This window comes from Microbacterium sp. LWH10-1.2 (assembly GCF_038397765.1).
Lineage (GTDB): Bacteria > Actinomycetota > Actinomycetes > Actinomycetales > Microbacteriaceae > Microbacterium > Microbacterium natoriense.
The window spans coordinates 1237005-1260350 of record NZ_CP151638.1 but is presented as its reverse complement, the minus strand read 5'-3'; the positions used below and the strand labels follow the sequence as shown (position 1 = coordinate 1260350).

Sequence of the window (23346 nt, the reverse complement as noted above, 5' to 3'; positions counted from 1 at the left end):
TCCCAGACCCGGCGCCCATGGCGGCGCACCGACCTAAGCTGTGGATATGACCGATTCCGCAGTGCGCAGCATCCCCTTCGTCGACGCTCAGGGAGCGGAGAAGACGCTCGACGATCTCGGCGCCGACGTCGTCCTCGTGGTGAACGTGGCGTCCAAGTGCGGCCTCACGCCGCAGTACGAGCAGCTCGAAGAGCTCCAGCGCCTCTACGGCGACCGGGGATTCAGCGTCGTCGGCTTCCCGTGCAACCAGTTCTTCGGCCAGGAGCCGGGGTCGGTCGATCAGATCCTCGAGTTCTGCTCCACGACGTACGGCGTCACCTTCCCCATCGCCGACAAGGTCAAGGTCAACGGCAAGAACGCCGCCGACCTCTACAAGGAGCTCAAGGAGACGCCCGATGCCGGTGGAAAGGCCGGCCGCGTCGAGTGGAACTTCGAGAAGTTCCTCGTGCTGCCGGACGGATCCGTGCAGCGCTTCCGCCCGAAGCAGAAGCCCGATGACCCCGCCATCGTCGGTGCCATCGAGGCGGCGCTGACCCGCTAGACCGCGGCGGGCTCCGACTCGTCTTCGCCGCGCTTCGCCCACAGGTCGCGGAGCACGTTCTCGAAGGCGGCGGGCGGCTGCGCTCCGGAGATGCCGTACTGGCCGTCGATCACGAAGAACGGCACGCCCTGGATGCCATAGGCCTGCGCCTGCGCCTGATCCTGCCGAACGGCGGGGAGGTACTGCGCGGACTCGAGCACCTGTCGAGTGGCGTCGGCGTCCAGACCGACCTCGACGGCGAGCTCGACGAGGTCGTCGACCCGTCCGACGTGCTTGCCCTCGGTGAAGTACGCCGACATCAGTCGCTCCTCCATCTCGTGCTGGAGGCCCTCCGCCTTCGCATGGTGCAGCAGCTCGTGCGCCTTCACCGTGTTCGTGTGCTGCAGCAGATCGAAGCGGTACTCGAGTCCGGCGTTCTGCGCGACGCCGGTGACGTGGGAGAGCATCTGCTCGACCTGTGCGCGCGGCATCCCCTTGTGGCCGGCGAGGAAGTCGATCTCGTCGCCGTGGAAGTCGACCGGGGTGTCGGGAGACAGCTCGAAGGAGTGGAACGTGATGTTCACCTGCGGGGCGTCCTCGTCGCCGGAGACGGCCTCGAGGCCCTTCTCGAGATTGCGCTTGCCGATGTAGCACCACGGGCAGGCGATGTCGGACCAGATGTCGATCGAGATGGGTTCAGTCACATCCCTATCCAACCGCATGCACCAATGGGCTATTCCGGATTAGGATTCTCGGATGCTCTCCGCCGATGATCCTCTGCCGTTCCGACCGGAGCGGATTCTCATCGCCGGCGTCTCAGGGTCGGGCAAGACGACCCTCGCCGCACGCATCGGCGCCGCCTGGGATCTGCGCCACATCGAGATCGATGCGCTGTTCCACGGACCGGAGTGGACGCCGCGGCCGTCGTTCCTCGACGACGTGCGGACGTTCGCGGCCGAAGAGCGCTGGATCACCGAATGGCAGTACACCAGCAAGGGCACGGATGAGATCATGACGCCGCGCGCGCAGCTCGCAATCTGGCTCGACTACCCCTGGCCCGTCGTGCGCGGTCGCCTGCTCCGGCGCACGCTGAGTCGCAGCATCCGCCGTACCGAGATGTACAACGGGAACGTCGAGAAGCCGCTCCACCGGCTGCTGACTACGCGAGATCCCTCCGAGAACATTCTCAAGTGGCAGACCACGACACGGTTCTACTGGGAACAACAGATGCCGTTGAAGCGCGAGCGCTTCCCGCATCTCTCTATCGTGCGGCTGCGGCATCCGCGCGAGGCCGAGCGCTGGATGCGCTCTCAGGCCTGATCGGGAGTGTCGATCGCTCCGCCGAACCTCCGGTCGCGCGACAGGTAGATGCCGATCGCGCGCCAGAGCTCTTCGCGGGAGAAGTCGGGCCACAGGGTGTCGAGGAAGACCATCTCGGCGTACGCGGACTCCCAGAGCAGGAAGTTCGACGTGCGCTGCTCCCCCGAGCTCCGCAGGAACAGGTCGACATCGGGCATGTCGGGGACGTACAGGTGCCTGCGGATCATCTTCTCGCTGATCGCGTTCGGCTTGACCCGCCCCGCGGCGACCTCTGCCGCGATGGACCGCATCGCATCGACGATCTCGACGCGCCCGCCGTAGTTCACGCACATGGTCAGCGTCAGGGTGTCGTTGCCACGGGTGAGCTGCTCGGCGTACTGCAGCTCCTTGATCACGCTGCCCCACAGCCGCGGCTTGCGACCGGCCCAGCGCACCCGCACGCCCCACTCGTTGAGCTGGTCGCGGCGCCGGTGCAGCACATCGCGGTTGTATCCCATGAGGAAGCGCACCTCTTCGGGAGAGCGCGCCCAGTTCTCGGTGGAGAAGGCGTAGACCGAGAGGTGCTTCACCCCTGCCTGGATGGCGCCGGCGACGACGTCGAGCAGGACCTCCTCACCGGCCTTGTGCCCTTCGATGCGGTTCAGGCCGCGGCGGTTGGCCCAGCGGCCGTTGCCGTCCATGACGATCGCCACATGAGCGGGGACCGCGGGGAAGGCGGGCGGGTGCACCCCGGTCCAGTCGAGCGGGCGGTACGCCACGGCATCCTTGTGGGTGAATGGCTTCGGGCTCACCGTGCTCCTTCTCGGGGGGCGTCGATCACGTGCGCGAGCGAGCGGATGCCGCGCTCGAGGTGCCACTGGGCGTAGGCGGCGATCAGTCCGGAAGCCGCGGAGGTCTCGACCGGCGATGCCGCATCGATGAGCTCCCACTCCCCTGCCATCAGCGACCGCAGGAGGGCGAGCGTGCGCTCGGCGATCCGAGGGCTGCCCGCCGGAGCGTCGTTCGTGCACACCGACCCGCCGAGCTGCCCGACGAAGTGCGTGTGCGGGCCGGGGTCGCCGCATCTGGCGCAGTCCCCCAGCGACGGAGCCCAGCCGGACAGCGCCATCACCCGCAGCAGATAGGAGTCCAGGATGCTGCGCGGTGCATGCTCGCCCCGTGAGAGGGCGCGGAGTCCTCCGACGAGCAGGAGGTACTGCTCGGGCGTCGCCTCCGAGTCGCTCAGCCTGTCGGCGGTCTCGACCATCGCGTTGGCCGACGTGAACCGGTCGTAGTGCGCGGCGATGTCGGCTCCGTACGCCCCGAGCGACTCGGCCTGCTGCACGATGTCGAGAGAGCGTCCCTGGTACAGCTGCACATCGGCGACCATGAACGGCTCCAGGCGGGAGCCGAACTTCGACGACGTGCGTCTGACCCCCTTGGCCACGGCGCGGATCTTGCCGTGGCGCCTCGAGAGCATGGTGACGATGCGGTCCGCCTCACCCAGCTTGTGGGTGCGCAGGATCACCGCTTCGTCTCGGTAGGTCGGCACGGTTCGATTATCCTCCGTGCGCGACAATGGACGGGTGACCGAACCGCTCTTCACCATTCCGCTGTGGGCGGACCTCCTCGGCGTCGGCCTCGGCGGCGTGCAGGGGGCGATGTTCGCCTCCGGTTTCCAGGGTCAGCGCCGACTCGACTGGCTGGGCGTCGCGATCATCGGCATCATGATCGGCATGGGCGGCGGCCTCATCCGCGACATCCTGCTCGGTCAGCCGCCCGCGACGCTGCACGACAACTGGTATCTGGTCACGGCCACGGGCGCCTCCCTGTTCGGGATGCTCCTCGCCGGGGTCTTCAACCGCATCAACACCGTGATCGTCGTGCTCGACGCAGTGGTCATCGGCATGTTCGGCGCCTTCGGCACGAGCAAGGCCATCGCCTTCGGCATCCCCCCGGTGCCCGCCGTCTTCATCGGAGTGTGCGCGGCGGTCGGCGGCGGCGTGCTCCGCGACATGCTGATGGGACTGCCGACCGCGATCATGCACGTCGGCTCTCTCTACGCCGTCGCGGCCGGCGCCGGCTGCACGTTCATCGTCGTCGCGAACCTGTTCCACATGCCGATCACGCTCGCCGCGATCATCGGCATCATCGTGACCGCGGTGATCCGCATCCTCGCGGTGAGCTTCGACGTGTCCCTGCCGGAGCAGCGCCGCCTGTACCGCCGCAAGGTCGCCGCAGAGACCGGCATGATCCCGATCATCAAGCCCTCGGACACCGGGCGCTGACACGTCGGTCGATGTTCCTCCGGGCGACGAACGATCACCCCCGGGTCGTCGAGCGAGGGAGCGCAGCGATCGAGACGACACGCGTCATCCGACGTTCGACGTCAGGTGACGCGTTTCGTCTCGCTTCGCTCGCTCGACGACCAGATGGTGAGGCCGCTCGCCCGGTGGCTGTCAGACCGCGGCGAGCTCTGCGGCGCGGGTCCGGATCGATCGGTTCACGCCCGACACGATCGCCTTGAGGGATGCCGTCGAGATGTCTCCGTCGATGCCCACGCCCCACAGGCGCTGGTCGCCGACCTGCAGCTCGACGTAGGCCGCAGCCTGCGCGTCGCCGCCGGCGCTGAGAGCGTGCTCGACGTAGTCGTAGACGGTGATGTCGAAGCCCTGTGCGCGCAGCACCTCGACGAAGGCGGCGACGGGGCCGTTGCCGCTGCCGGAGATCGCGAGCTCCTGCTCGTCGTCTCGGAGCACGACGTCGAGGACCACCTCGCCCGACATGTCGCTGCGGGTCTGGGTGGCCAGCAGCTCGAAGCGGCCCCACTTGGCGGCGGCATCGGCCGCGGGTAGGTACTCGTCGTTGAAGATCGACCAGATCTGCTCGCTGGTGACCTCGCCGCCCTCGGCATCCGTCTTGGCCTGCACGACGCCGGAGAACTCGATCTGCAGTTTGCGCGGCAGATCGATCGCGTGGTCGGCCTTCAGCAGGTAGGCGACGCCGCCCTTGCCGGACTGCGAGTTGACGCGGATGACCGCCTCGTACGACCGGCCGAGGTCCTTCGGGTCGACAGGCAGGTACGGCACGGCCCACTCGATGTCGTCGACCGTGACGCCACGGGACTCCGCCGTCGCGGCCATCGCCTCGAAGCCCTTCTTGATCGCGTCCTGGTGCGATCCGCTGAACGCGGTGAAGACCAGGTCTCCCGCCCAGGGGCTCCGCTCGGGCACCGGCAGCTGGTTGCAGTACTCGACCGTGCGCTTGACCTGGTCGATGTCGCTGAAGTCGATCTGCGGGTCGATGCCCTGCGTGAACAGGTTGATCCCCAGCGCGACGATGTCGACGTTGCCCGTGCGCTCGCCGTTGCCGAACAGGCATCCCTCGATGCGATCCGCGCCGGCCATGTAGCCCAGCTCGGCAGCGGCGATCGCGGTGCCGCGGTCGTTGTGCGGGTGCAGCGACAGGATGACGTTCTCGCGGTGGGCGAGGTGGCGGCTCATCCACTCGATCGAGTCGGCGTACACGTTCGGCGTGGCCATCTCGACGGTGGCGGGGAGGTTGATGATGACCTTGCGGTCGGGCGTCGGCTCGAAGATCTCGATCACCTGGTTGCACACGTCCACCGCGAACTCGAGCTCGGTGCCGGTGTAGCTCTCGGGCGAGTACTCGTAGTAGACCTGCGTGTCGGGGATGGTCTTCTCGAACTTCCGGCACAGGCGAGCGCCTTCGAGGGCGATGTCGATGATGCCCTGCTTGTCGGTGCGGAAGACGACCTCGCGCTGCAGCACGCTCGTGGAGTTGTAGAGGTGCACGATCGCCTGCTTGGCCCCTGCGATGGACTCGTAGGTGCGCTCGATGAGGTGCTCTCGTGCCTGGGTCAGCACCTGGATGGTCACGTCGTCGGGGATCAGGTTCTCCTCGATGAGCTGACGCACGAAGTCGAAGTCGGTCTGGCTGGCCGAGGGGAAGCCGACCTCGATCTCCTTGTAGCCCATGCTCACGAGCAGCTCGAACATGACGCGCTTGCGCTCGGGCGACATCGGGTCGATGAGAGCCTGGTTGCCATCACGGAGATCGACGGCGCACCAGCGGGGAGCCTCGGTGATCCGGGCGTCCGGCCAGGTGCGGTCGGGAAGGTCGACGACGATCTGCTCGTGGAACGGCCGGTACTTGTGGATCGGCATCCCGGACGGGCGCTGGGTGTTCTTCATGATGGGCTTCTTCTCTTCGTCAGAATGTACGGGCCAACACAAGCGCCGCGACGAGGAAGGCCCTAGCTCTTAGGACTCGTCGCGGCAGCTAAGAAGAAGCAGACCGCCGAAAGGCATGCGGCCATGCTAGCAGGGATGCCGATGCGCTTCGACTCGCTCTGAGACGATCCGTGCTGCGGCGACACTGTCGAGTATGAGCACATCGCAGAGTCGCCCGCTCCTCGCCGCCGCATCCGTCGCCTGCCTCCTCGCGCTGACTGCATGCGCGTCCGGCCCGGCAGGTTCCCCGGCGCCCACGAGCACCACGGTCCCCTCCGATCAGCGCCTGGAGGCGGTGCACCCCGCGCCGCCGCAGGGTCGCGTCATCGGGACGGGCACGGTGATCGACAAGGGCGGCGACGTGCAGTTGTGCCTGGGCGCCGTCATGGAGTCGTATCCCCCGCAGTGCCAGGGCCTCCCCGTCGACGGGTGGACCTGGGAGGGTGTGGACGGCAGCGAGACATCGGGAGACGTCACCTGGGGCACGTACGCCGTGTACGGCACGTACGACGGCGAGAGGTACACCATCACCGATCCTCCGATCATGCTCGCACTCTACGATCCGATCCGTCCGGAGGATCCGTCGGGTGGAGTGGACGGCACCACCTCTGCGGCCGACCTCACGCGCATCCAGGATGACGTCGCCGCGCGTCTCGGCTCATCAGCGCTGACGGCGTCGAGTGATCGAGGCTACGTCTGGGTGCAGGTCATCTGGGATGACGGCAGCATCCAGGACACCGCGGACGCCGAGTTCGGCGACGACGTCGTGTTCGTCACGTCGGCGCTTCGCGAGATCGACTAGGGGATCAGCGCGATCGCTCCGCCGGGATGGCCTCCGGCGAGCACGCGCAGCGCCTCCGGCGCCTCGGAGAGCGGGAAGGTCATCGCCACCGGCACGACGAGATCGCCGTTCTGCGCCAGCGCGACCAACTCGCCCCTGATCTCGTCCCTGAAACGCGCACTGTCCGGCTGGGAGCCGGCGATCCAGCGGATGCCGTCGGCCTCCGCGCGATGAGCCGCGGCGATCGTCACGATGCGCGTCCGATCGGCGACGAGGGAGAGGGACACGTCGATCGCCTCGTCCGTGCCGACGGCGTCCAGCGCCGCGTCGACCGGGCCGCCGGCCAGCTCGCGCACACGGGTCTCGAGGCCGGGACCGTACGCGACGGGAACTCCGCCAAAATGACGGACGACCTCGGCACGGGCAGCGCTCGCGGTGCCGATCACGCGGATGCCGCGCAGCGCGGCCAGCTGGAGCACGGCGACGCCGACCGCGCCCGAGGCGCCGTGCAGCAGGATGGTCTCCCCGGGCGAGGCTCCGGTCACGAACAGCATCTCCGCCGCCGTGGTCCCCGTGAGGAACAGGTTCGACGCCGCCGCATGATCGAGCGTCGTCGGCTTCGCGAACGCCTTCTCGGCGGGGATGGTGATCTCGTCGGCGTAACCGCCGCGCACGCGGAACGCGATCACCTGATCTCCCGGGTGCGCCTCGCCAGAGCCGATCCTCGTCCCCGGTCCGATGGCGACGATCTCGCCGGAGATCTCATAGCCGATCGGCACGGGGAGAGAGACGCCGGTGCGGGGCGCGGCGACGTGCTTGGCATCCGCGGGGTTCACTCCCGCAGCGCGGACACGGACCGTGATCTCCCCTTCGCCGGGAAGCGCCGGCTCGTACTCTTCGAAGGACCATGAGTCGGGCGTGCCCCACTCGGTCGCCACCCAATGGCGCGCCATGATCAGCAGAGTGCCATGTTCACAAGAGGCAGCGGATGTTGGTGGTCGTGCCGCTCACGTTCGTCCAGCTGCCCGCCGTCGCGGTCGCGAGCACCGTGGACCCGTTGCGCGCTTGCGCGTATCCGCTGGCGCGTGCGTCGGCCATCGACTGGGTTCCGAAAGAACCGGGCACCGCGAGGACTCCGCACCCCGTGAAGGTGAGCTTGGTGCCCCCCATGTTCGGGCGGTCATACGCGCAGATGGTCCCCGATGCGCACGACCCCACTGCGGATCGTGCGAATGCGTCGGTCGCGGTGGCCACGGTGAACTCCATGCCGAGCTCGGGCCACACGGCGGTTTCTGGATCGACCACGACACCGCCCGGGACTTCCGCGAGCATCTGCGCCACCCGAGGATCTACGGCATCCGACTCGGCGGCGACAGCCGGAAGAGCAGCGGCCAGTGCGAAGATCATCCCGGCGATCCCGGCGATCGTGTAGTTCAGCGCCTTCATCCGGGAATCACCTCATCGATGTCATACAACGTGTATCCCTTGACCGACCCCGCTGGGAACAGCTCGTTCCCCGTCACCATCGTGTGCTCGAGGCCGACGATACGGCCGGTCTCCTGAGAGAGGAGCACGACATCGCTGGACGTGCCGTCATCCGACACCACCCGTAGCCCGGCCACAGGCCGACCTGCTCTGTCGATCGAGGTTCCCAGCGCCACCGCCCCGTCGGCGTCGCCGAGAATGCGGAGAACCGCCGACTCCTGTTCGTTCGTCAGTGTCCATTGCTGGAGGAGGGAGTTCGTCGCCGTCACCACGTCGTGCGCGGAAGGCTTCTCCGGCATCCCGAATGACACGAGCGCGGAGAAGAGATCGTCCCTGGCCGGACCCGGCGGGTCTGGGAGGGGCGTCGCGAACTGTCCGGGCTCGATCACGAGTTCGTTCGTCACTCTGCCCGTGCTCGTCACTCTCGACGCGGAATTGGCAGACGCATCCGTCGGATCGTAGGTCGTGCCCTCGACGTACGTCAGGTGCCCGGAGAGATCGACCTCCCACTGCAGGGTGATCAACTGCGGCACGACCTTCACGTCGCGTGATTCGGCGTTGATATCCAGCGACCAGTCAGCCGTTCGCACGTAGCGCACGGGTTCCGCAGGGCCTGTGCCTGCGGCCAGCGCCGCCTGCGCCTCCTGAATCGTCTCCGTCACGGTGGCAGAGCCCTCGAAGGTCAACGGAGAGGGCGTCCCTGCGACAGCCGCTCCCCCGGATCCGACGACGCTGACGCCGATCGAGACGGCTGCAGCCGCTGCGACGAGACTGGAGCCCCAGCCGACGACACGGTTGCGGGTGCGATGGGGGTGCGGGTCGGTCGCCATGATGCGGTCGAGCATCGCGAGAGCCTCGGCGTCGGGCTTGGCGTCGATCGGAGTGCGCGCGCGATCACCGGCTGCGTAGAGCAGCCGATCCAGCTCCTCATCGGTCAGCTGTGGCATCAGTCCGTCCCCTCCAGGCCCAAGCCGCGACGCAGTTTCCGGTGCGCGCGACGCTTCGTCCGTTCCGCACAGGCACGAGAAACACCCATCGACTCGGCGATATCCCCCACCGCGAGTCCGTCCCAGTACGTGAACATGATGATACGCCTCTCCCGCACGCTGAGGCCAGAGAGCGCTCTCAGGATCTCGGCGTGGCTCGCCGGGCACTCCGATTCGGACTCGCCCGCCACCCCCGCGTGCACGGCTTCGGTGACAGCCGGGCGGTCGGCGGTGCGCCCCAGACGGTGCCGCAGTGAGCGGTCCGCCTCGCGGAGCAGCCACACGCGGCCGAGTGGTCGATTCGGCTTCAGCCTCGTCCAGGCGTTGAAGAACACGACCGAGACGAGCTCCGTGACCTCGGCGTCGTCGTCGATCACGCACTCGATGTGATGTCTGACGGCCGCCCAGTTCTCGTCGAAAACGCGGGAGAAGACCTCATTGCGCAGCGAGTTCGGGTCTTCGCTGCCGGCGCTCATGCCGGCGAGGGAGGCGGGTCGTCCGCCCGAGGTCGACGCGGGCGCATCTCAGAAGCCGAGTCTGCCGAGCTGCTTGGGGTCGCGCTGCCATTCCTTCGCGACCTTGACGTGCAGACCGAGGAACACGCGGGCCCCGAGGAGCTCCTCGATACCGCCGCGGGCGCGGGCGCCGACGTCCCGAAGACGCGACCCCTTGTGCCCGATGATGATGGCCTTCTGACTGTCGCGCTCCACGACGATCGACGCGTGCACATCTGTCAGACTGCCGTCCTCGCGCGGCGCGATGTCGTCGACGACCACCGCGATCGAGTGCGGGAGCTCGTCCCTGACACCGTCGAGAGCGGCTTCGCGGATGATCTCCGCGATCCGGTCCTCCTCGGACTCATCGGTGGTGATCCCCTCGGGATACAGCGCAGGGCCCTTCGGCAGCAGCTGGATGATCTCGTCGGAGAGGACCTCGAGCTGATCCCGGGTGAGCGCCGACAGCGGGATCACGGCCGCCCAGTCCTCACGCAGCGCATCGACCTCGATCAGGCGCTCGGTGATCTCGTCTCGCCCTGCGGCATCCGTCTTGGTCACGATCGCGATCTTCTTCGCGCGCGGGTACCCGTCGAGGGACGCGGCGATGCGGCGGTCGCCGGGTCCGACCTTCTCCGTCGCGGGCACGCAGAACCCGATCACGTCGACATCGCCGAGAACCTGCTCGACGAGATCGTTCAGCCGTTCGCCGAGGAGCGTGCGCGGCTTGTGGATACCGGGGGTGTCCACGATCACGAGCTGGCCGTCAGGACGGTTCACGATGCCGCGGATCGCGCGACGCGTCGTCTGGGGCTTGTCGCTGATGATCGCGATCTTCTCGCCCACCAGGGCGTTGGTCAGCGTGGACTTGCCCACGTTGGGGCGCCCGACGAAGGTCACGAAGCCGCTTCTGGTCTTCTCAGTCATCTTCCGTGTCTCCTTCATGGGCCGCGTCCTGCGCCCGTTCGACGAACACCGTCGCGATGCCGCGCCCTCGCCCGCGAGAGGCCCCACCGGTGAGCACGACGCCGTCGACCGTCGCCGTGGCCCCCGGCTGGGGAACCTGTCCGAGAGCCTTGCCGAGCAGTCCGCCGATCGAGTCGACGTCTTCATCCTCGAGTTCGAGTCCGAAGAGATCGCCGACGTCCTCCAACGAGAGCCGGGCGCTCACGCGGTACCTGCCTTCGCCGAGATCGACGACTTCGGCCGACACCTGATCGTACTCGTCCGAGATCTCGCCGACGAGCTCCTCGATGAGATCCTCCAGCGTCACCAGCCCCGAGATTCCGCCGTGCTCGTCGATCACCAGGCACACGTGCACCGCGTCGCGCTTCATCTGCTGCAGCAGCGTCTCCGCGCGCATGGACTCGGGGACGAAGGTCGCCGGCCGGGAGATGGGCCGGATGGGAGCCGTCCGCCAGGCGTTCTCGTCACGGAACGCGAACTGCACGAGGTCCTTGAGATAGAGCACGCCGACGACGTCGTCCGCCTCGTCGTCGACGACGGGCATGCGCGAGACGCCGCGGTGCAGGAACAGCGCCATGGCTTCGCTCGTGGTCGCCGTCGCATCCACCGTCACCATCTCGGTGCGCGGCACCATGACCGCGCGCACGAACTGGTCGGTGAAGTCGAACACGGAGTGGATGAGATCGCGGTCGTCCGCCTCGATGAGGTCGTTCGACGCCGCCTCGTCCACCATGCTCAGCAGCTGCTCCTCCGAGCTGAAGGTGCTGCGTCCCGCACCGGGGGTGACGCGGTTGCCGAGCACGACGAGGCCCTGCGCGAGCGGTCCGAGGATGATCCGCACTCCGCGCACTACGGGAGCGCACGCACGGAGCATCGTGTCGGCGTGATGCCTGCCGAACGTACGCGGACTCGCGCCAACCAGCACGAACGTGATGCCTGTCATCAGCACGGCGGCGGCGAGCATCGCCCACCAGATGTTGTCGAAGAGGCTGGAGAAGGCGACCGTCACGAGGACGGCGGCCGTCGTCTCCGCGAGCACGCGGATGAACGCCACCGCGTTGACGTGCGCATCGGGGTCGGCGGCGATGCGGGACAGCTGCCCCGCGTTGCGTCCCTCGGCGCCCATCTCCTCGAGGTCGGCGCGCGAGGTCACCGCGAACGCCGCATCGATAGCGGCCATGAGACCGCCGAACGCGACGAGCAGCACCGCCCCCGCGAGGAGGAAGGCCGCGGTCATCGTCGGCGTTCAGAGGCCGCGAAGCCCTGGATGAGCTCCTTCTGAAGACCGAACATCTCGCGCTCGTCATCGGGCTCGGCGTGGTCGAAACCCAGCAGGTGCAGCAGCCCGTGCGTGGTCAGCAGGATGAGCTCGTCCATCAGCGTGTGGCCGGCCGCCTGCGCCTGCGTCTCCGCGACCTGCGGGCACAGCACGATGTCGCCGAGGAGTCCGGGGGCCGTCGGGCGGTCCTCCGTGCCCGGGCGCAGCTCGTCCATCGGGAAGCTGAGCACGTCGGTCGGGCCGGGCTCGTCCATCCACTGGACGTGCAGCGCCTCCATGGCGCCCTCGTCCACGAGGACGATGGCCACCTCGGCGTCGGCGCTGACATGCAGCTGCGCGAGGTTGAAGTCCGTCAGCCGTTGCAGCACGGTCTCGTCGACGTCGATCGCCGACTCGTTGTTGATCTCGATCATGAGAGTCCTCGTTTCGGCATCCGGTCGCGTGGTCCTGGTCGCTGGGCGCCGCGTCGATCGGCGCGATTGGCGAACTCCGCCGCCTGCTCGCGCTCGAACCGCTGCGCCGTGCGCTTCTCGTCATACTCGCTGTATGCGTCGACGATGCGCCCGACGAGCGAGTGGCGCACCACGTCATCGCTGGTGAGGCGGGCGAAGTGGATGTCGTCGATGTCGCTCAGCACGCGCGTCACGGTCCGCAGCCCCGAGGCGCCCTGCGGGAGGTCGATCTGGGTGATGTCGCCGGTGACGACCATCTTCGTGCCGAACCCCAGCCGGGTGAGGAACATCTTCATCTGCTCCGGGGTGGTGTTCTGCGCCTCGTCGAGCACCACGAACGAGTCGTTGAGGGTGCGACCGCGCATGTAGGCGAGCGGAGCGACCTCGATCGTGCCCGTCGCCATCAGACGCGGGACGATCTCCGGGTCCATCATCTCGTTGAGCGCGTCGTACAGCGGTCGCAGATACGGATCGATCTTGTCGTTGAGCGTGCCGGGCAGGAACCCCAGCCGCTCCCCCGCCTCGACGGCAGGACGCGTGAGGATGATGCGGGTGACCTCCTTGCGCTGCAGCGCCTGGACGGCCTTCGCCATCGCGAGGTAGGTCTTGCCGGTACCGGCCGGACCGATGCCGAACACGATCGTGCTCTCGTCGATCGCGTCGACGTACTCCTTCTGGCCGAGCGTCTTCGGACGGATCACCTTGCCGCGGGTGGAGAGGATCGCCTCGCCGAGCACCTCGCTCGGACGCGGACCCCCGTCCTGACGCAGCATCCTGGCGGAGCTCGAGACGTCGCTCGGAGCGAGGTCGTGGCCGCGTCTGGTCATCGTGAGCAGCTCGTCGACGAGACGCGTGGCGTCGGCGACGGCATCGGCATCTCCCGACAGCGTGATCTCGTTGCCGCGGACGAGCACCTGCACCTGCGGATGCTCCTTCTCCAGCATCCGCAGCAGCCGGTCCTGCGGCCCCAGCAGCTGCACCATGGCGACGCCGTCTGCGTAGATCTTCTCGACGGCGCTGCCGCGGTCGGGAGCGGAATCGAAATCGTCAGAAGCCAACGAGCTTGCTCTCCTCGATGTTGCCGAGCACATGGGCGTGCACGTGGAAGACGGACTGGCCGGCGTTCGCGCCGTTGTTGAAGATCAGGCGGTACTCGCCGTTCGCATGCTCCTCCGCGAGCCGCTTCGCCGCGGCGACGATGTCTGCGAGGAGCGCGGGGTCGCCTGCGGCGAGCTCCGTGACGTCGCGGTACTCCTCGGTCTTCGGGATGACGAGGGCGTGCAGCGGCGCCTGCGGGTTGATGTCGCGGATCGCGAAGACCCGATCGGTCTCCAGCAGGATCTCCCCGGGGATGTCGCCGGTGAGGATGCGGGTGAAGATCGAGGGCTCGCTCATGCTCTCAGTCTACTGAGGGGACGCTCACCAGCGGCCGAGCGCCACCGACAGCACCGCGATCGCGGCCGGACCGGCCGTCGAGGTGCGCAGCACCGTGTCGCCGAGCAGCACGCGCTCGGCGCCCGCTGCGGTGAGGCGGTCCAGCTCCTCGGGAGCGATCCCGCCCTCGGGGCCGACGACGAGGATCAGGTCGCGACCGTCCGGTTCCCGCTCGGAGAGCCTGATGGTCGCCGTCGGGTCGAGCAGGAGCATCCGCGCGTCCCCCGCGCGCTGCGCGAGCTGTCCCGTCGTGAGAGGCTCCGAGACCTCGGGGATCCAGGGCCGATGCGCCTGCTTCGCGGCCTCGCGCACGATCGTCGCCCAGCGCTCGCGCCCCTTGACGGCCTTGGGCCCGTCCCAGCGCGAGACGCTGCGGCTCGCCTGCCACGGGACGATCTCGTCGACGCCGAGCTCGCAGGCCGCCTGGACGGCGAGCTCATCGCGATCGCCCTTGGCCAGCGCCTGAACGAGGACGATGCGGGGCGTCGGCGCGTCGTGGACCGCACGGTCGGACACGCGCACGTCCACCCGGGTCGGAGAGACCTCCTCGGCGACACCGGTGAGCCAGACGCCTGCACCGTCGCCGATCGTCACGGATTCGCCCACACGCAGTCTGCGGACGACCGCCGCGTGCTTCGCCTCTGCACCGGTGAGCGACACGAGGTCGCCGACCGCGGCATCGGTCGACGTCTCGACCAGAAAGTGCAGCGCCATGGCTCAGTGCGAGCGGAAGCGGTCGCGGAGCTTGGAGAACAGCCCCTGCTGGAACTGCGCGAGCTGCGGTCCCGGCGACTTCGCCTTCTTCGCGAAGTCCTCGATGAGCGCGCGCTGCGCGGAGTCGAGCTTGGTGGGCGTGACCACCTGCACGCCGACCCTGAGGTCACCACGCTGGGATCCCCGCAGCGGGGTGATGCCACGGCCCTTGATCGTCAGGACGTCACCCGACTGGATGCCGGAGCGGATCTCCAGGTCGACCTCGCCGTCGAGCCCCTGGATCTTCGTGTCCGTTCCGAGGATCGCGTCGGTCATCGATACCTCGAGCGTGGCGAGGAGGTCGTCGCCGTCACGGCTGAACGCCGCGTGCGGGCTCACCGTGACCTCGACGTACAGATCGCCGTTGGGGCCACCGGCCTTGCCCACCTCGCCGGAGCCCGGCAGCTGCAGTCGCAGCCCGGTCTCCACACCGGCGGGGATGTCGAGGGACACCGTACGACGCGACCGCACGCGCCCCTGACCAGCGCAGGTTCCGCACGGGTACGGGATCGTCGTGCCGTAGCCCTCGCAGGTGCCGCACGGCTGCGAGGTGATGACGTTGCCGAGAAGGCTGCGGACCTGACGCTGCACGTGGCCGGAGCCGCCGCAGATGTCGCAGGTGACGGGCGACGTGCCCTCCTGGCAGCAGGATCCCTGACACGTCTCGCACAGCACCGCCGTGTCGACCTCGATGTCGCGGTGCGCGCCGAACACCACGTCGCCGAGCTCGAGGGTCACACGCACGAGCGCGTCCTGGCCGCGCTCGCGCCGTGACCGCGGACGCGCGCCGCGCCCGCCGCCCTGCGCGGCGCCGAAGAAGGTCTCGAAGATGTCGCCGAAGCCTCCGAACCCGCCGAAGTTTCCTGCGGCGCCGTCTCCGCCGCCCATGTCGTACCGGCGTCGCGACTCGTCGTCGCTGAGCACGTCGTACGCGTGCGTGACGAGCTTGAAGCGCTCCGCCGCCTCCTCGCCCGGGTTCACATCCGGGTGCAGCTGACGCGCGAGGCGTCGGTACGCCTTCTTGATCTCGTCGGTGGACGCCTCTCGGGATACCCCGAGAACCTCATAGTGATCCGCCACGATGGCCCTTCTCCGTGTGTGTTCGTTCGGCGGCCGCCTCAGCGGCTCGCCTCGTCTTCGTCGAGCATCCGCGACAGGTAGCGGGCCACGGCCCGCGCCGCCGCGAGGTTGCTCGGATAGTCCATGCGGGTCGGGCCCATGACGCCGACGCGCGCGGTGCCGCTCGGTGCGGCGTAGTTGCTGGCGACGATCGACGCCTCGCCGAGACCGAACGGAGCGTTCTCCGTGCCGATGCTCGCGGCGAGCCCGTGCACGTCGGTCTCCATCTCGCTCATCAGCCGCAGCAGCGTCACCTGCTCCTCGATCGCCTCGAGGAGAGGATGGATGCTGCCGCGGAAGTCCTGTTCGCGCCGGGCCAGAGTCGCGGCCCCCGCCATGACGAGGCGCTCCTGGCGGAACTCGCCCAGCTCGTCGATGATGACGGTCGCGAGGGCGCGCAGCGCGGCATCCGTCGTCGTGTCATCGGCGAGCAGGGTCTGCAGGCGCTCAGCGGCGTCGCTCACCGCACGGCCCGTGATCAGCGCGGACAGCCGCGCCCGCAGCACCGCCACATCGGCCTCGTCGAGCTCGATCGGGAGCGGGGTCATGCGCTGTGAGACGCCGCCGGCGTCGGTGACGAGCACGACGAGCATCCGGCTCGGCGCGAGCGCGACGAGCTCCAGGTGGGTCAGATGCGCCCGGGCGAACGACGGGTACTGCGCCAGGGCGACCTGCCCCGTGAGCTGCGTGAGCACACGGACGGTGCGCGCCATCAGGTCGTCGAGATCGGCGGGGTCGGCGAGGAAGGACTCGATCGCGCTGCGCTGAGCCACGGTGAGCGGCCGCAGCTGAGCCAGGTGGTTCACGAAGACGCGATACCCCTTGTCGGTCGGCACGCGCCCCGAGGAGGTGTGCGGAGCGGCGATCAGCTCCTCGTCCTCGAGCAGCGCCATGTCGTTGCGGATGGTCGCCGCGGAGACGCCGAAGGAGTACCGGTCGACGATCGTGCGGCTGCCGACGGGTTCGTGCGTCTCGACGTAGTCCTGCACGATCGCGCGCAGCACCTGCAGGCCTCGCTCTGTGACCATCTCACCCTCCCGCCTGGCACTCGGACCGATAGAGTGCCAATCCTATCGCGTGCGCCCTAGGATGGCGCTCATGACCACGCCGTCCACCGCTTCCGTCAGCACCGGGGTCCTCCGAGGAACCGTCGAGGACGGCGTCCGTCGCTTCCTCGGCATCCCGTATGCCGCGCCGCCGTTCGGGGACAACCGGTTCCGCGAGCCGCAGCCCGCTCCCGCCTGGACGGGCGAGCGCGACGCCACGTCCTTCGGCCCCACGTCTCCCCAGCTCCCCTACTCCGGCGCGACCGGCGAGCTGCTGGGTTCGGTGCGCATCGACGGCGAAGACATCCTCACCGTCAACGTCTGGTCCCCGGTCGACGCCTCGGACGCGCCCGTGCTGCTGTGGATCCACGGCGGCGCCCTCGAACGCGGCACCGCCGCGCTCTCGATCTACGACGGCACGGGATTCGCACGCGCCGGCATCGTCTTCGCCTCGATCAACTACCGCCTGGGCTCGGAGGGCTTCTCCGTGCTCGAGGACGCACCGCGCAACCTCGGCCTGCGCGACGCCGCGGCCGCCCTCGACTGGGTCCACCGCGAGATCGCGGCGTTCGGCGGCGATCCCGCGCGCATCACGGTGATGGGCGAGTCGGCGGGCGGCGCGATCGTCGCCGGTCTCCTGGCCCGTCCGAAGTCGCGTGCGCTGATCGCTCAGGCGATCATCGAGTCCGGTCCTCTGGAGGCGCAGACACCGGAGAAGGCCGGGCGCGTCACCGCGCAGCTGGCGAAGCGGCTCGGCATCCGCGCCGATCGGGAGTCCTTCGCCGGCGTCGACCCCGATCAGCTCCTGCAGGCCCGCCGCGAGCAGTCGGCAGGCTCCTCTCCCCTCGCGGGCGCGCCGGGATTCCAGTTCTCGATCGACCCCGACAGCCTCCCCCGGTCTCCCCACGAGGTGCTCGGCGAGATCGACACCCCGCTGCTCATCGGCAGCAACACCGACGAGTACCGGCTGTGGTTCCCCCCGGAGGCGCTCGCCGGCATCAGCAGGGCGAAGCTGCTGATCGCGCGTCTCGCGCTGCGCATCCCCGGCCGTGCGGTGGCCGCGTACCGCGCCGACTTCCCTTCGGCGTCGACCGGGGAGATCTTCGGACAGCTCGCGACCGACGTCATGCTCCGCGCTCCGCTCAGTCGTGTCGCGAGAGCACGCCCCGCGAACACCCACGTCTACGAGTTCGCCTGGCCCAGCCCCGTGCGCGACCTCCGGGCCGCGCATGCGCTCGAGCTCGGGTTCGTGTTCGACCGGCTCGACGACCCCGAGACGCAGCGCATGGCGGGGACCGACGCTCCGCGCGAGCTCGCCGCCGACATGCACCGCGCGTGGGTCTCCTTCGTCACCACTGGCGACCCCGGATGGCCCGCTTTCGGCTCCGAGCGCAGGACGCGCCTGTTCGATGCCGTGACCACCACGGTTCCCCAGCGACGCACGATCGGCATGGATCTGCTCCCTAGTCGGTGAGCTCCCGCACGACCGCATCGGCCAGCAGCCGGCCGCGGAGCGTCAGACGAACGCGGCCGCGAACGGCGGAGGCCGGATCCACCAGACCGTCGGCGATCAGGCCGGCGACGCGGGCTCCGTTCCCTGCGGGGAGGTCCGCCACGGCGATGCCCTCGGCGAGACGACTCAGCAGCAGCACCCGCTCCAGCATCCGCGACGCCTCATCCGGGCGCTCGGTTCCGGCAGCCGGGGACTCGGATGCCGCGAGCCGCTGCGCGTATGCGGCCGGATGCTTCACGTTCCACCAGCGCAGACCCGCGACGTGACTGTGCGCCCCGGGGCCGAAGCCCCACCAGTCGCTCCCCCGCCAATACGCGAGGTTGTGACGCGAACGCTGATCCGCGGAGCGCGCCCAGTTGCTGACCTCGTACCACTCGAAACCGGCGGCGGCGAGCCGCGAGTCGGCGAGCTCGTACATGTCTGCCTGGAGATCGTCATCGGGTGACGGCACCTCGCCGCGGCGGATCTGCCTGGCCAGCTTCGTGCCGTCCTCGATGATCAGCGCGTACGCGGAGATGTGGTCCGACTCGAGGTCGAGCGCGGCGTCGAGAGAGGCTTCCCAATCGGCCAGGGACTCCCCCGGCGCACCGTAGATGAGGTCGACACTGACCGCGAGACCGGCGCCCTTCGCCGCCTCGACGGCGGTGCGGACGTTCTCCGGCCGGTGCGTGCGATCCAGCGCAGCGAGCACGTGCGGCACGGCGGACTGCATGCCGATGGAGAGCCTGGTGACCCCGGCATCGGCGAGAGTCCTGGCGACCTCGGGGGTCACCGTGTCGGGGTTCGCCTCGACCGTCACCTCCGCGCCATCGGCGAGCCCGAAGGCCGACACCGCCGCATCCAGCATCCGCGCGAGGTCGCCCGCGGGCAGCAGCGTGGGCGTGCCGCCTCCGAAGAACACCGTGTCCATCGGCCGGAGCGCTCCGGCGTCCGACAGCACACGACGGGCGAGGGAGATCTCCGCGGCGAGGGTGTCGGCGTAGTCCTCCTGCTTCGCGCCGCGCAGCTCGCCCGAGGTGTAGGTGTTGAAGTCGCAGTACCCGCACCGCACACGGCAGAACGGGATGTGCAGGTACGCCGAGAACGGCACGGAGGGATCGACGGAGAGATCGGCGGGGAGCCCGCCGTCCGCCGGGGCCGGATCGCCGAGGGGAAGAGGACCCGCCATCAGACGGGGGTCGCGTAGAGCGGGGAGATCGCCCGCAGGTACCGGGCGAACAGCTCTTTCCTGCGCCGCTTCACGAGCGCGGGAACCATCCGGTACAGCATCGCGTTCGGCGCGTCGAAGGCGCGGACGGTGAACCACACCTCGTCGTTGTCCTCGCGCCAGTCGATGTCGAACGACTCCTCGCCGCTCACGACCGACCCTCCGACCGTGCCGAGCACGAAGCCGATGCGGCGCTTCTCCTCCGTCACGGAGATCACCCGCAGTTCGGCATCGGCGCTCATGCCTGCCACATGGCCGTGCAGCTTCAGGGTCATTCCCGGGCCGACGAAGGGCGTGCCCTCCGCGTCGAAGCGCTGTTCGATGTCGTGCTTGCTCGGCGCGATGGGGTTGCCCTCGGCGTCGAAGCTCACTCCGGCGTACGCGGGACCGGGGGCCGGGCGCACGTCTTGGATGCCGAGCCCTGCGGCTCGCTGCGCCGTCCACGACAGCAGGGACTCCCCTGCGGTCTGGAACCGCTCGGAGCCGCTGCCGATCCGCCAGGACTGCTCCGCCGGGATGCTGCGCTCCGGCGGGTACTGCATCAGATCCGGGGCGTGGGTGGCACCCACGGCCGCATAGTCAACCGTGTCGTCTCGGAAAGTCCCGCGCCGCATGATCTCCACCCTACTTCGGCTTGCCTGAGCGATCACCCCCACGCGCCGCGGGCACCCAGAACCGGACTACTTCTTGTCCTTGCCCTCGACGTCGCCGGAGAGCGCGGCGATGAACGCCTCCTGGGGGACCTCGACGCGACCCACCATCTTCATGCGCTTCTTGCCCTCCTTCTGCTTCTCGAGGAGCTTGCGCTTTCGGGTGATGTCACCGCCGTAGCACTTGGCGAGCACGTCCTTGCGGATCGCGCGGATCGTCTCACGTGCGATGATGCGAGCGCCGATCGCGGCTTGGATCGGCACCTCGAACTGCTGCCGCGGGATGAGCTTGCGCAGTCGCTCGGCCATCATGGTGCCGTAGGCGTATGCCTTGTCGCGGTGCACGATCGAGCTGAAGGCGTCGACCTTCTCGCCCTGCAGCAGGATGTCGACCTTGACCAGATCGGCCTCCTGCTGGCCGGAGGGCTCGTAGTCCAGCGAGGCGTACCCCTGGGTCTTGGACTTCAGCTGATCGAAGAAGTCGAAGACGATCTCACCGAGCGGCATGTTGTAGCGCAGCTCGACGCGCTCCTCGGAGAAGTACTCCATTCCCAGCAGCGAGCCTCGCCGCGACTGGCACAGTTCCATGACCGTGCCCACGTAGTCCTTCGGGAGCAGGATCGCGGCCTTGACCATCGGCTCGGAGACGGAGCCGATGCGCCCGTCGGGGTATTCGCTCGGGTTCGTCACGGTGACGGTCTCGCCGGTGTCGGAGGTGAGCACCTCGTAGATGACGCTCGGGGCCGTGGTGATGAGATCGAGGCCGAACTCGCGCGCAAGCCGCTCGGTGATGATCTCGAGGTGCAGGAGCCCGAGGAATCCGCAGCGGAAGCCGAAGCCGAGAGCGACGGAGGTCTCCGGCTCGTAGACGAGAGAGGCGTCGGACAGCTTCAGCTTGTCGAGCGCCTCGCGCAGCTCCGCGTAGTCGCTGCCGTCGATCGGGTACAGGCCGGAGAAGACCATCGGCTTCGGATCGGTGTACCCGGCCAGCGCCTCGGATGCCGGCTTCCGGCTGGTCGTGACCGTGTCGCCGACCTTCGACTGGCGCACGTCCTTCACGCCGGTGATCAGGTACCCGACCTCGCCGATCCCGAGACCCTTGCTCGGAATGGGCTCGGGGCTGGAGACGCCGATCTCGATGAGTTCGTGGTTCGCACCGGTCGACATCATCTGGATGCGTTCGCGCGGAGACAGGCTGCCGTCGATCATGCGCACGTAGGTCACGACGCCGCGGTACGCGTCGTACACGGAATCGAAGATCATGGCGCGCGCCGGAGCCTCGGGGTCGCCCTTCGGCGCGGGGATCTCCTGCACGAGCCGGTCCAGGAGCTCCTCGACGCCGACGCCGGTCTTGCCCGACACGCGCAGCACGTCCTCCGGCTTCCCGCCGATGAGGGAGGCGAGCTCCTTGGCGTACTTCTCCGGGTCGGCGGCCGGGAGGTCGATCTTGTTCAGGACCGGGATGATGTGGAGGTCGTTCTCCAGCGCGAGGTACAGGTTCGCGAGCGTCTGGGCCTCGATGCCCTGAGCCGCGTCGACGAGGAGGATCGCCCCTTCGCACGCGGCGAGAGAACGGGACACCTCGTACGTGAAGTCCACGTGACCGGGGGTGTCGATCATGTTCAGCGCGAAGGTCTCTTCGCCGATCTGCCAGGGCATCCGCACCGCCTGGCTCTTGATCGTGATGCCGCGCTCGCGCTCGATGTCCATGCGGTCCAGATACTGGGCCCGCATGTCGCGGTCGGAGACCACTCCGGTGATCTGGAGCATCCGGTCGGCGAGGGTCGACTTGCCGTGGTCGATGTGGGCGATGATGCAGAAGTTGCGGATCTGCGTGGCCGGAGTCGCGGCAGGCTGAAGAGGAGTGAGAGCGCGTGGTGACATGTCTCCTCAAGTCTAGGGTGAGCGCGGGCCGATCCGAGATTCCCTCATAACTGGTGGTAGTCTCGCGAAGTTGCCCGGGAGCAATCGGTGACACCGGATCCCATGAGCGACAAGACTCCGTCACAGACAGCGTGCAGGTGTCGTGTCGCGCAGTCCAGCAGTTGGTGGTTGAATGACTACCCGGCTCAGCGTTGCGTCGGCAGATCCCGCGCGCGTCTGTAGAAGAGAAAGAATCACACCCTTGATCAAGTATCTCGTGCGCCGAGCACTCGGCTGGCTGCTCATGATCGTGGTCGCGACCAATCTCACGTACTTCCTCGCGTGGGGTTTCCTCGACCCGCGCAGCAACTACGTCGGTCGCCGCCCTCCGGTGACGGAGGAGCAGATCGTCCACCTCCTCAAGCCGCGCAACCTCAGCGACACCGTCCCTCTCATCGAACGGTGGTGGAACTGGCTCACGGGGATCCTGCTGCGGTGGGACTGGGGCGTGAGCCCGACCGGCGGCTCGGTGAACGAGCAGGTCGGCTACCGCATGTGGGTCAGCGCCGAGCTCGTCCTGGGAGCCACGATCCTCTTCACCGTCCTCGGCATCGCGCTCGGCGTGTACACGGCATCCCGCCAGTACAAGCTCGCCGACCGCATCGGCCAGGCCACGAGCATCATCACGATGAACATCCCGATCGTCGTCGCCGCCTTCGCCGTCGTCATCCTCGCGATCGCGCTGAACGAGGCGACAGGCGTGCGCATTTTCTACGTCACCGGCTCGTCGAGCCAGGACGTCGAAGGGTTCTTCCCCGTCCTCGTCGACGTGCTGCAGCATCTGACGCTGCCGACGATCGCCCTGGTCCTCACCGGCTACGCCGGCATCCACTTCCTCCAGCGCTCACTGCTGCTGGACAACATCAACGCAGACTACGTGCGCACGGCGCGCGCCAAGGGCCTCACCAAGCAGCAGGCCATCCGCAAGCACGCGCTGCGCACCTCGCTGATCCCCGTCGCGACCCAGGTGGCCTTCACGATCCCCGGCGTGTTCACCGGTGCGGTGCTCACCGAGACGATCTTCGCCTGGAACGGCATGGGTCAGTACTTCATCAAGACCATCGGAACGAACGACATCCACGGCACGGTCGCCATCGCGGCCTTCGGCGCCGTCCTCACGGCGATCGGCGCCATCCTCGCCGACATCGCCGTCGTGGTGCTCGACCCACGAGTGAGAGTGAGCTGA

General features: G+C 68.4%; 25 protein-coding genes. 6 read left to right on the top strand and 19 right to left on the bottom strand.

The genetic code is table 11. The annotated features are described in order from the left end of the window. Positions 1 to 46 precede the first annotated feature (46 nt). Positions 47 to 541: a glutathione peroxidase gene (locus MRBLWH10_RS05980; protein ID WP_105672969.1), complete on the top strand. Its 495-nt coding sequence runs from the start codon at positions 47 to 49 to the stop codon at positions 539 to 541. Here the strand turns inward: MRBLWH10_RS05980 and MRBLWH10_RS05975 are convergent. Further along, entirely contained in the window at positions 538 to 1224 is a 687-nt protein-coding gene (locus MRBLWH10_RS05975; protein WP_341941992.1) for a DsbA family oxidoreductase, read from the bottom strand. The genes MRBLWH10_RS05980 and MRBLWH10_RS05975 overlap by 4 nt on opposite strands. A 52-nt stretch (positions 1225 to 1276) precedes the next feature. Between MRBLWH10_RS05975 and MRBLWH10_RS05970 the strand changes: the two genes are divergently transcribed. After that, complete coding sequence (locus tag MRBLWH10_RS05970; protein WP_341941991.1) at positions 1277 to 1840, top strand: AAA family ATPase; 564 nt, start codon at positions 1277 to 1279, stop codon at positions 1838 to 1840. On the opposite strand, the gene MRBLWH10_RS05965 is transcribed toward MRBLWH10_RS05970, so the two are convergent. Together MRBLWH10_RS05965 and recO are read right to left on the bottom strand one after the other, a co-directional pair. Continuing rightward, positions 1831 to 2631, bottom strand: coding sequence for an isoprenyl transferase (locus tag MRBLWH10_RS05965; RefSeq protein WP_105672966.1), 801 nt, complete (start codon positions 2629 to 2631; stop codon positions 1831 to 1833). The two genes, MRBLWH10_RS05970 and MRBLWH10_RS05965, sit on opposite strands and share 10 nt — an antisense overlap. Continuing rightward, positions 2628 to 3371: a DNA repair protein RecO gene (recO, locus tag MRBLWH10_RS05960; protein ID WP_341941990.1), complete on the bottom strand. Its 744-nt coding sequence runs from the start codon at positions 3369 to 3371 to the stop codon at positions 2628 to 2630. Before recO ends, MRBLWH10_RS05965 begins: the two co-directional genes overlap by 4 nt. 34 nt (positions 3372 to 3405) lie before the next feature. On the opposite strand from recO, the gene MRBLWH10_RS05955 reads away from it, so the two are divergent. Continuing rightward, the gene (locus tag MRBLWH10_RS05955) at positions 3406 to 4107 is read left to right on the top strand and encodes a TRIC cation channel family protein (RefSeq protein WP_105672964.1); all 702 of its coding nucleotides are present in this window, start codon (positions 3406 to 3408) and stop codon (positions 4105 to 4107) included. A gap of 171 nt (positions 4108 to 4278) precedes the next feature. Here MRBLWH10_RS05955 and leuA read toward each other — a convergent pair whose 3' ends face one another. Then, positions 4279 to 6033 carry a 2-isopropylmalate synthase gene (leuA, locus tag MRBLWH10_RS05950; protein ID WP_105672963.1) on the bottom strand — a complete coding sequence of 585 codons (1755 nt, stop codon included), beginning with the start codon at positions 6031 to 6033 and terminating at the stop codon, positions 4279 to 4281. Positions 6034 to 6226: 193 nt separating this feature from the next. Between leuA and MRBLWH10_RS05945 the strand changes: the two genes are divergently transcribed. Continuing rightward, positions 6227 to 6874, top strand: a complete 648-nt coding sequence (locus MRBLWH10_RS05945; protein WP_341941989.1) for a hypothetical protein — start codon at positions 6227 to 6229, stop codon at positions 6872 to 6874. Here MRBLWH10_RS05945 and MRBLWH10_RS05940 read toward each other — a convergent pair. The 12 genes from MRBLWH10_RS05940 to hrcA all read right to left on the bottom strand — a co-directional run bounded on the left by MRBLWH10_RS05940 (position 6871) and on the right by hrcA (position 16849). Further along, entirely contained in the window at positions 6871 to 7806 is a 936-nt protein-coding gene (locus MRBLWH10_RS05940) for an NADP-dependent oxidoreductase (RefSeq protein WP_341941988.1), read from the bottom strand. The two genes, MRBLWH10_RS05945 and MRBLWH10_RS05940, sit on opposite strands and share 4 nt — an antisense overlap. Before the next feature lie 19 nt (positions 7807 to 7825). Further along, positions 7826 to 8299, bottom strand: a complete 474-nt coding sequence (locus MRBLWH10_RS05935; RefSeq protein ID WP_341941987.1) for a hypothetical protein — start codon at positions 8297 to 8299, stop codon at positions 7826 to 7828. Further along, a complete protein-coding gene (locus MRBLWH10_RS05930; protein ID WP_341941986.1) occupies positions 8296 to 9285 on the bottom strand; it encodes a hypothetical protein in 990 nt (329 codons plus the stop codon). Before MRBLWH10_RS05930 ends, MRBLWH10_RS05935 begins: the two co-directional genes overlap by 4 nt. Next, on the bottom strand, positions 9285 to 9800 hold the full coding sequence (locus MRBLWH10_RS05925) for a sigma-70 family RNA polymerase sigma factor (protein ID WP_341941985.1): 516 nt from the start codon (positions 9798 to 9800) through the stop codon (positions 9285 to 9287). Before MRBLWH10_RS05925 ends, MRBLWH10_RS05930 begins: the two co-directional genes overlap by 1 nt. A 48-nt stretch (positions 9801 to 9848) precedes the next feature. Continuing rightward, on the bottom strand, positions 9849 to 10745 hold the full coding sequence (era, locus tag MRBLWH10_RS05920) for a GTPase Era (RefSeq protein ID WP_341941984.1): 897 nt from the start codon (positions 10743 to 10745) through the stop codon (positions 9849 to 9851). Continuing rightward, positions 10738 to 12021, bottom strand: coding sequence for a hemolysin family protein (locus MRBLWH10_RS05915; protein ID WP_341941983.1), 1284 nt, complete (start codon positions 12019 to 12021; stop codon positions 10738 to 10740). The genes era and MRBLWH10_RS05915 overlap by 8 nt, the downstream gene beginning before the upstream one ends. After that, positions 12018 to 12476: an rRNA maturation RNase YbeY gene (ybeY, locus tag MRBLWH10_RS05910; protein ID WP_105672956.1), complete on the bottom strand. Its 459-nt coding sequence runs from the start codon at positions 12474 to 12476 to the stop codon at positions 12018 to 12020. Before ybeY ends, MRBLWH10_RS05915 begins: the two co-directional genes overlap by 4 nt. Further along, complete coding sequence (locus MRBLWH10_RS05905) at positions 12473 to 13498, bottom strand: PhoH family protein (RefSeq protein WP_341942569.1); 1026 nt, start codon at positions 13496 to 13498, stop codon at positions 12473 to 12475. The genes ybeY and MRBLWH10_RS05905 overlap by 4 nt, the downstream gene beginning before the upstream one ends. 64 nt (positions 13499 to 13562) lie before the next feature. Continuing rightward, positions 13563 to 13910: an HIT domain-containing protein gene (locus tag MRBLWH10_RS05900; protein ID WP_341941982.1), complete on the bottom strand. Its 348-nt coding sequence runs from the start codon at positions 13908 to 13910 to the stop codon at positions 13563 to 13565. A 24-nt stretch (positions 13911 to 13934) separates the two neighbouring features. After that, positions 13935 to 14663 carry a 16S rRNA (uracil(1498)-N(3))-methyltransferase gene (locus MRBLWH10_RS05895; RefSeq protein WP_341941981.1) on the bottom strand — a complete coding sequence of 243 codons (729 nt, stop codon included), beginning with the start codon at positions 14661 to 14663 and terminating at the stop codon, positions 13935 to 13937. A gap of 3 nt (positions 14664 to 14666) precedes the next feature. Further along, positions 14667 to 15782, bottom strand: a complete 1116-nt coding sequence (gene dnaJ / locus MRBLWH10_RS05890; RefSeq protein ID WP_105672952.1) for a molecular chaperone DnaJ — start codon at positions 15780 to 15782, stop codon at positions 14667 to 14669. Between the two features lie 38 nt (positions 15783 to 15820). Continuing rightward, positions 15821 to 16849 carry a heat-inducible transcriptional repressor HrcA gene (gene hrcA, locus MRBLWH10_RS05885; protein ID WP_105672951.1) on the bottom strand — a complete coding sequence of 343 codons (1029 nt, stop codon included), beginning with the start codon at positions 16847 to 16849 and terminating at the stop codon, positions 15821 to 15823. Between the two features lie 70 nt (positions 16850 to 16919). On the opposite strand from hrcA, the gene MRBLWH10_RS05880 reads away from it, so the two are divergent. After that, positions 16920 to 18341 carry a carboxylesterase family protein gene (locus MRBLWH10_RS05880; RefSeq protein WP_341941979.1) on the top strand — a complete coding sequence of 474 codons (1422 nt, stop codon included), beginning with the start codon at positions 16920 to 16922 and terminating at the stop codon, positions 18339 to 18341. Here MRBLWH10_RS05880 and hemW read toward each other — a convergent pair. The 3 genes from hemW to lepA form a co-directional block, all read right to left on the bottom strand. Further along, positions 18331 to 19548 carry a radical SAM family heme chaperone HemW gene (gene hemW / locus MRBLWH10_RS05875; RefSeq protein WP_341941978.1) on the bottom strand — a complete coding sequence of 406 codons (1218 nt, stop codon included), beginning with the start codon at positions 19546 to 19548 and terminating at the stop codon, positions 18331 to 18333. The genes MRBLWH10_RS05880 and hemW overlap by 11 nt on opposite strands. Beyond that, positions 19548 to 20201, bottom strand: coding sequence for a DUF1990 family protein (locus MRBLWH10_RS05870; protein ID WP_105673095.1), 654 nt, complete (start codon positions 20199 to 20201; stop codon positions 19548 to 19550). Before MRBLWH10_RS05870 ends, hemW begins: the two co-directional genes overlap by 1 nt. A gap of 66 nt (positions 20202 to 20267) precedes the next feature. Then, positions 20268 to 22121, bottom strand: coding sequence for a translation elongation factor 4 (gene lepA, locus MRBLWH10_RS05865; protein ID WP_105672948.1), 1854 nt, complete (start codon positions 22119 to 22121; stop codon positions 20268 to 20270). A gap of 241 nt (positions 22122 to 22362) precedes the next feature. On the opposite strand from lepA, the gene MRBLWH10_RS05860 reads away from it, so the two are divergent. Continuing rightward, positions 22363 to 23346: an ABC transporter permease gene (locus MRBLWH10_RS05860; RefSeq protein WP_223586312.1), complete on the top strand. Its 984-nt coding sequence runs from the start codon at positions 22363 to 22365 to the stop codon at positions 23344 to 23346.

Coding starts and splice junctions, on each gene's coding strand:
- MRBLWH10_RS05900 (WP_341941982.1), bottom strand. CDS start 13,910: ATGAGCGAGCCCTCGATCTTCACCCGCATCCTCACCGGCGACATCCCC.
- MRBLWH10_RS05980 (WP_105672969.1), top strand. CDS start 47: ATGACCGATTCCGCAGTGCGCAGCATCCCCTTCGTCGACGCTCAGGGA.
- leuA (WP_105672963.1), bottom strand. CDS start 6,033: ATGAAGAACACCCAGCGCCCGTCCGGGATGCCGATCCACAAGTACCGG.
- ybeY (WP_105672956.1), bottom strand. CDS start 12,476: ATGATCGAGATCAACAACGAGTCGGCGATCGACGTCGACGAGACCGTG.
- MRBLWH10_RS05870 (WP_105673095.1), bottom strand. CDS start 20,201: ATGCGGCGCGGGACTTTCCGAGACGACACGGTTGACTATGCGGCCGTG.
- hrcA (WP_105672951.1), bottom strand. CDS start 16,849: ATGGTCACAGAGCGAGGCCTGCAGGTGCTGCGCGCGATCGTGCAGGAC.
- MRBLWH10_RS05915 (WP_341941983.1), bottom strand. CDS start 12,021: ATGACCGCGGCCTTCCTCCTCGCGGGGGCGGTGCTGCTCGTCGCGTTC.
- MRBLWH10_RS05895 (WP_341941981.1), bottom strand. CDS start 14,663: ATGGCGCTGCACTTTCTGGTCGAGACGTCGACCGATGCCGCGGTCGGC.
- MRBLWH10_RS05925 (WP_341941985.1), bottom strand. CDS start 9,800: ATGAGCGCCGGCAGCGAAGACCCGAACTCGCTGCGCAATGAGGTCTTC.
- MRBLWH10_RS05970 (WP_341941991.1), top strand. CDS start 1,277: ATGCTCTCCGCCGATGATCCTCTGCCGTTCCGACCGGAGCGGATTCTC.
- MRBLWH10_RS05880 (WP_341941979.1), top strand. CDS start 16,920: ATGACCACGCCGTCCACCGCTTCCGTCAGCACCGGGGTCCTCCGAGGA.
- era (WP_341941984.1), bottom strand. CDS start 10,745: ATGACTGAGAAGACCAGAAGCGGCTTCGTGACCTTCGTCGGGCGCCCC.
- MRBLWH10_RS05945 (WP_341941989.1), top strand. CDS start 6,227: ATGAGCACATCGCAGAGTCGCCCGCTCCTCGCCGCCGCATCCGTCGCC.
- MRBLWH10_RS05905 (WP_341942569.1), bottom strand. CDS start 13,498: ATGGTGCAGCTGCTGGGGCCGCAGGACCGGCTGCTGCGGATGCTGGAG.
- MRBLWH10_RS05935 (WP_341941987.1), bottom strand. CDS start 8,299: ATGAAGGCGCTGAACTACACGATCGCCGGGATCGCCGGGATGATCTTC.
- MRBLWH10_RS05930 (WP_341941986.1), bottom strand. CDS start 9,285: ATGCCACAGCTGACCGATGAGGAGCTGGATCGGCTGCTCTACGCAGCC.
- MRBLWH10_RS05940 (WP_341941988.1), bottom strand. CDS start 7,806: ATGGCGCGCCATTGGGTGGCGACCGAGTGGGGCACGCCCGACTCATGG.
- hemW (WP_341941978.1), bottom strand. CDS start 19,548: ATGGCGGGTCCTCTTCCCCTCGGCGATCCGGCCCCGGCGGACGGCGGG.
- lepA (WP_105672948.1), bottom strand. CDS start 22,121: ATGTCACCACGCGCTCTCACTCCTCTTCAGCCTGCCGCGACTCCGGCC.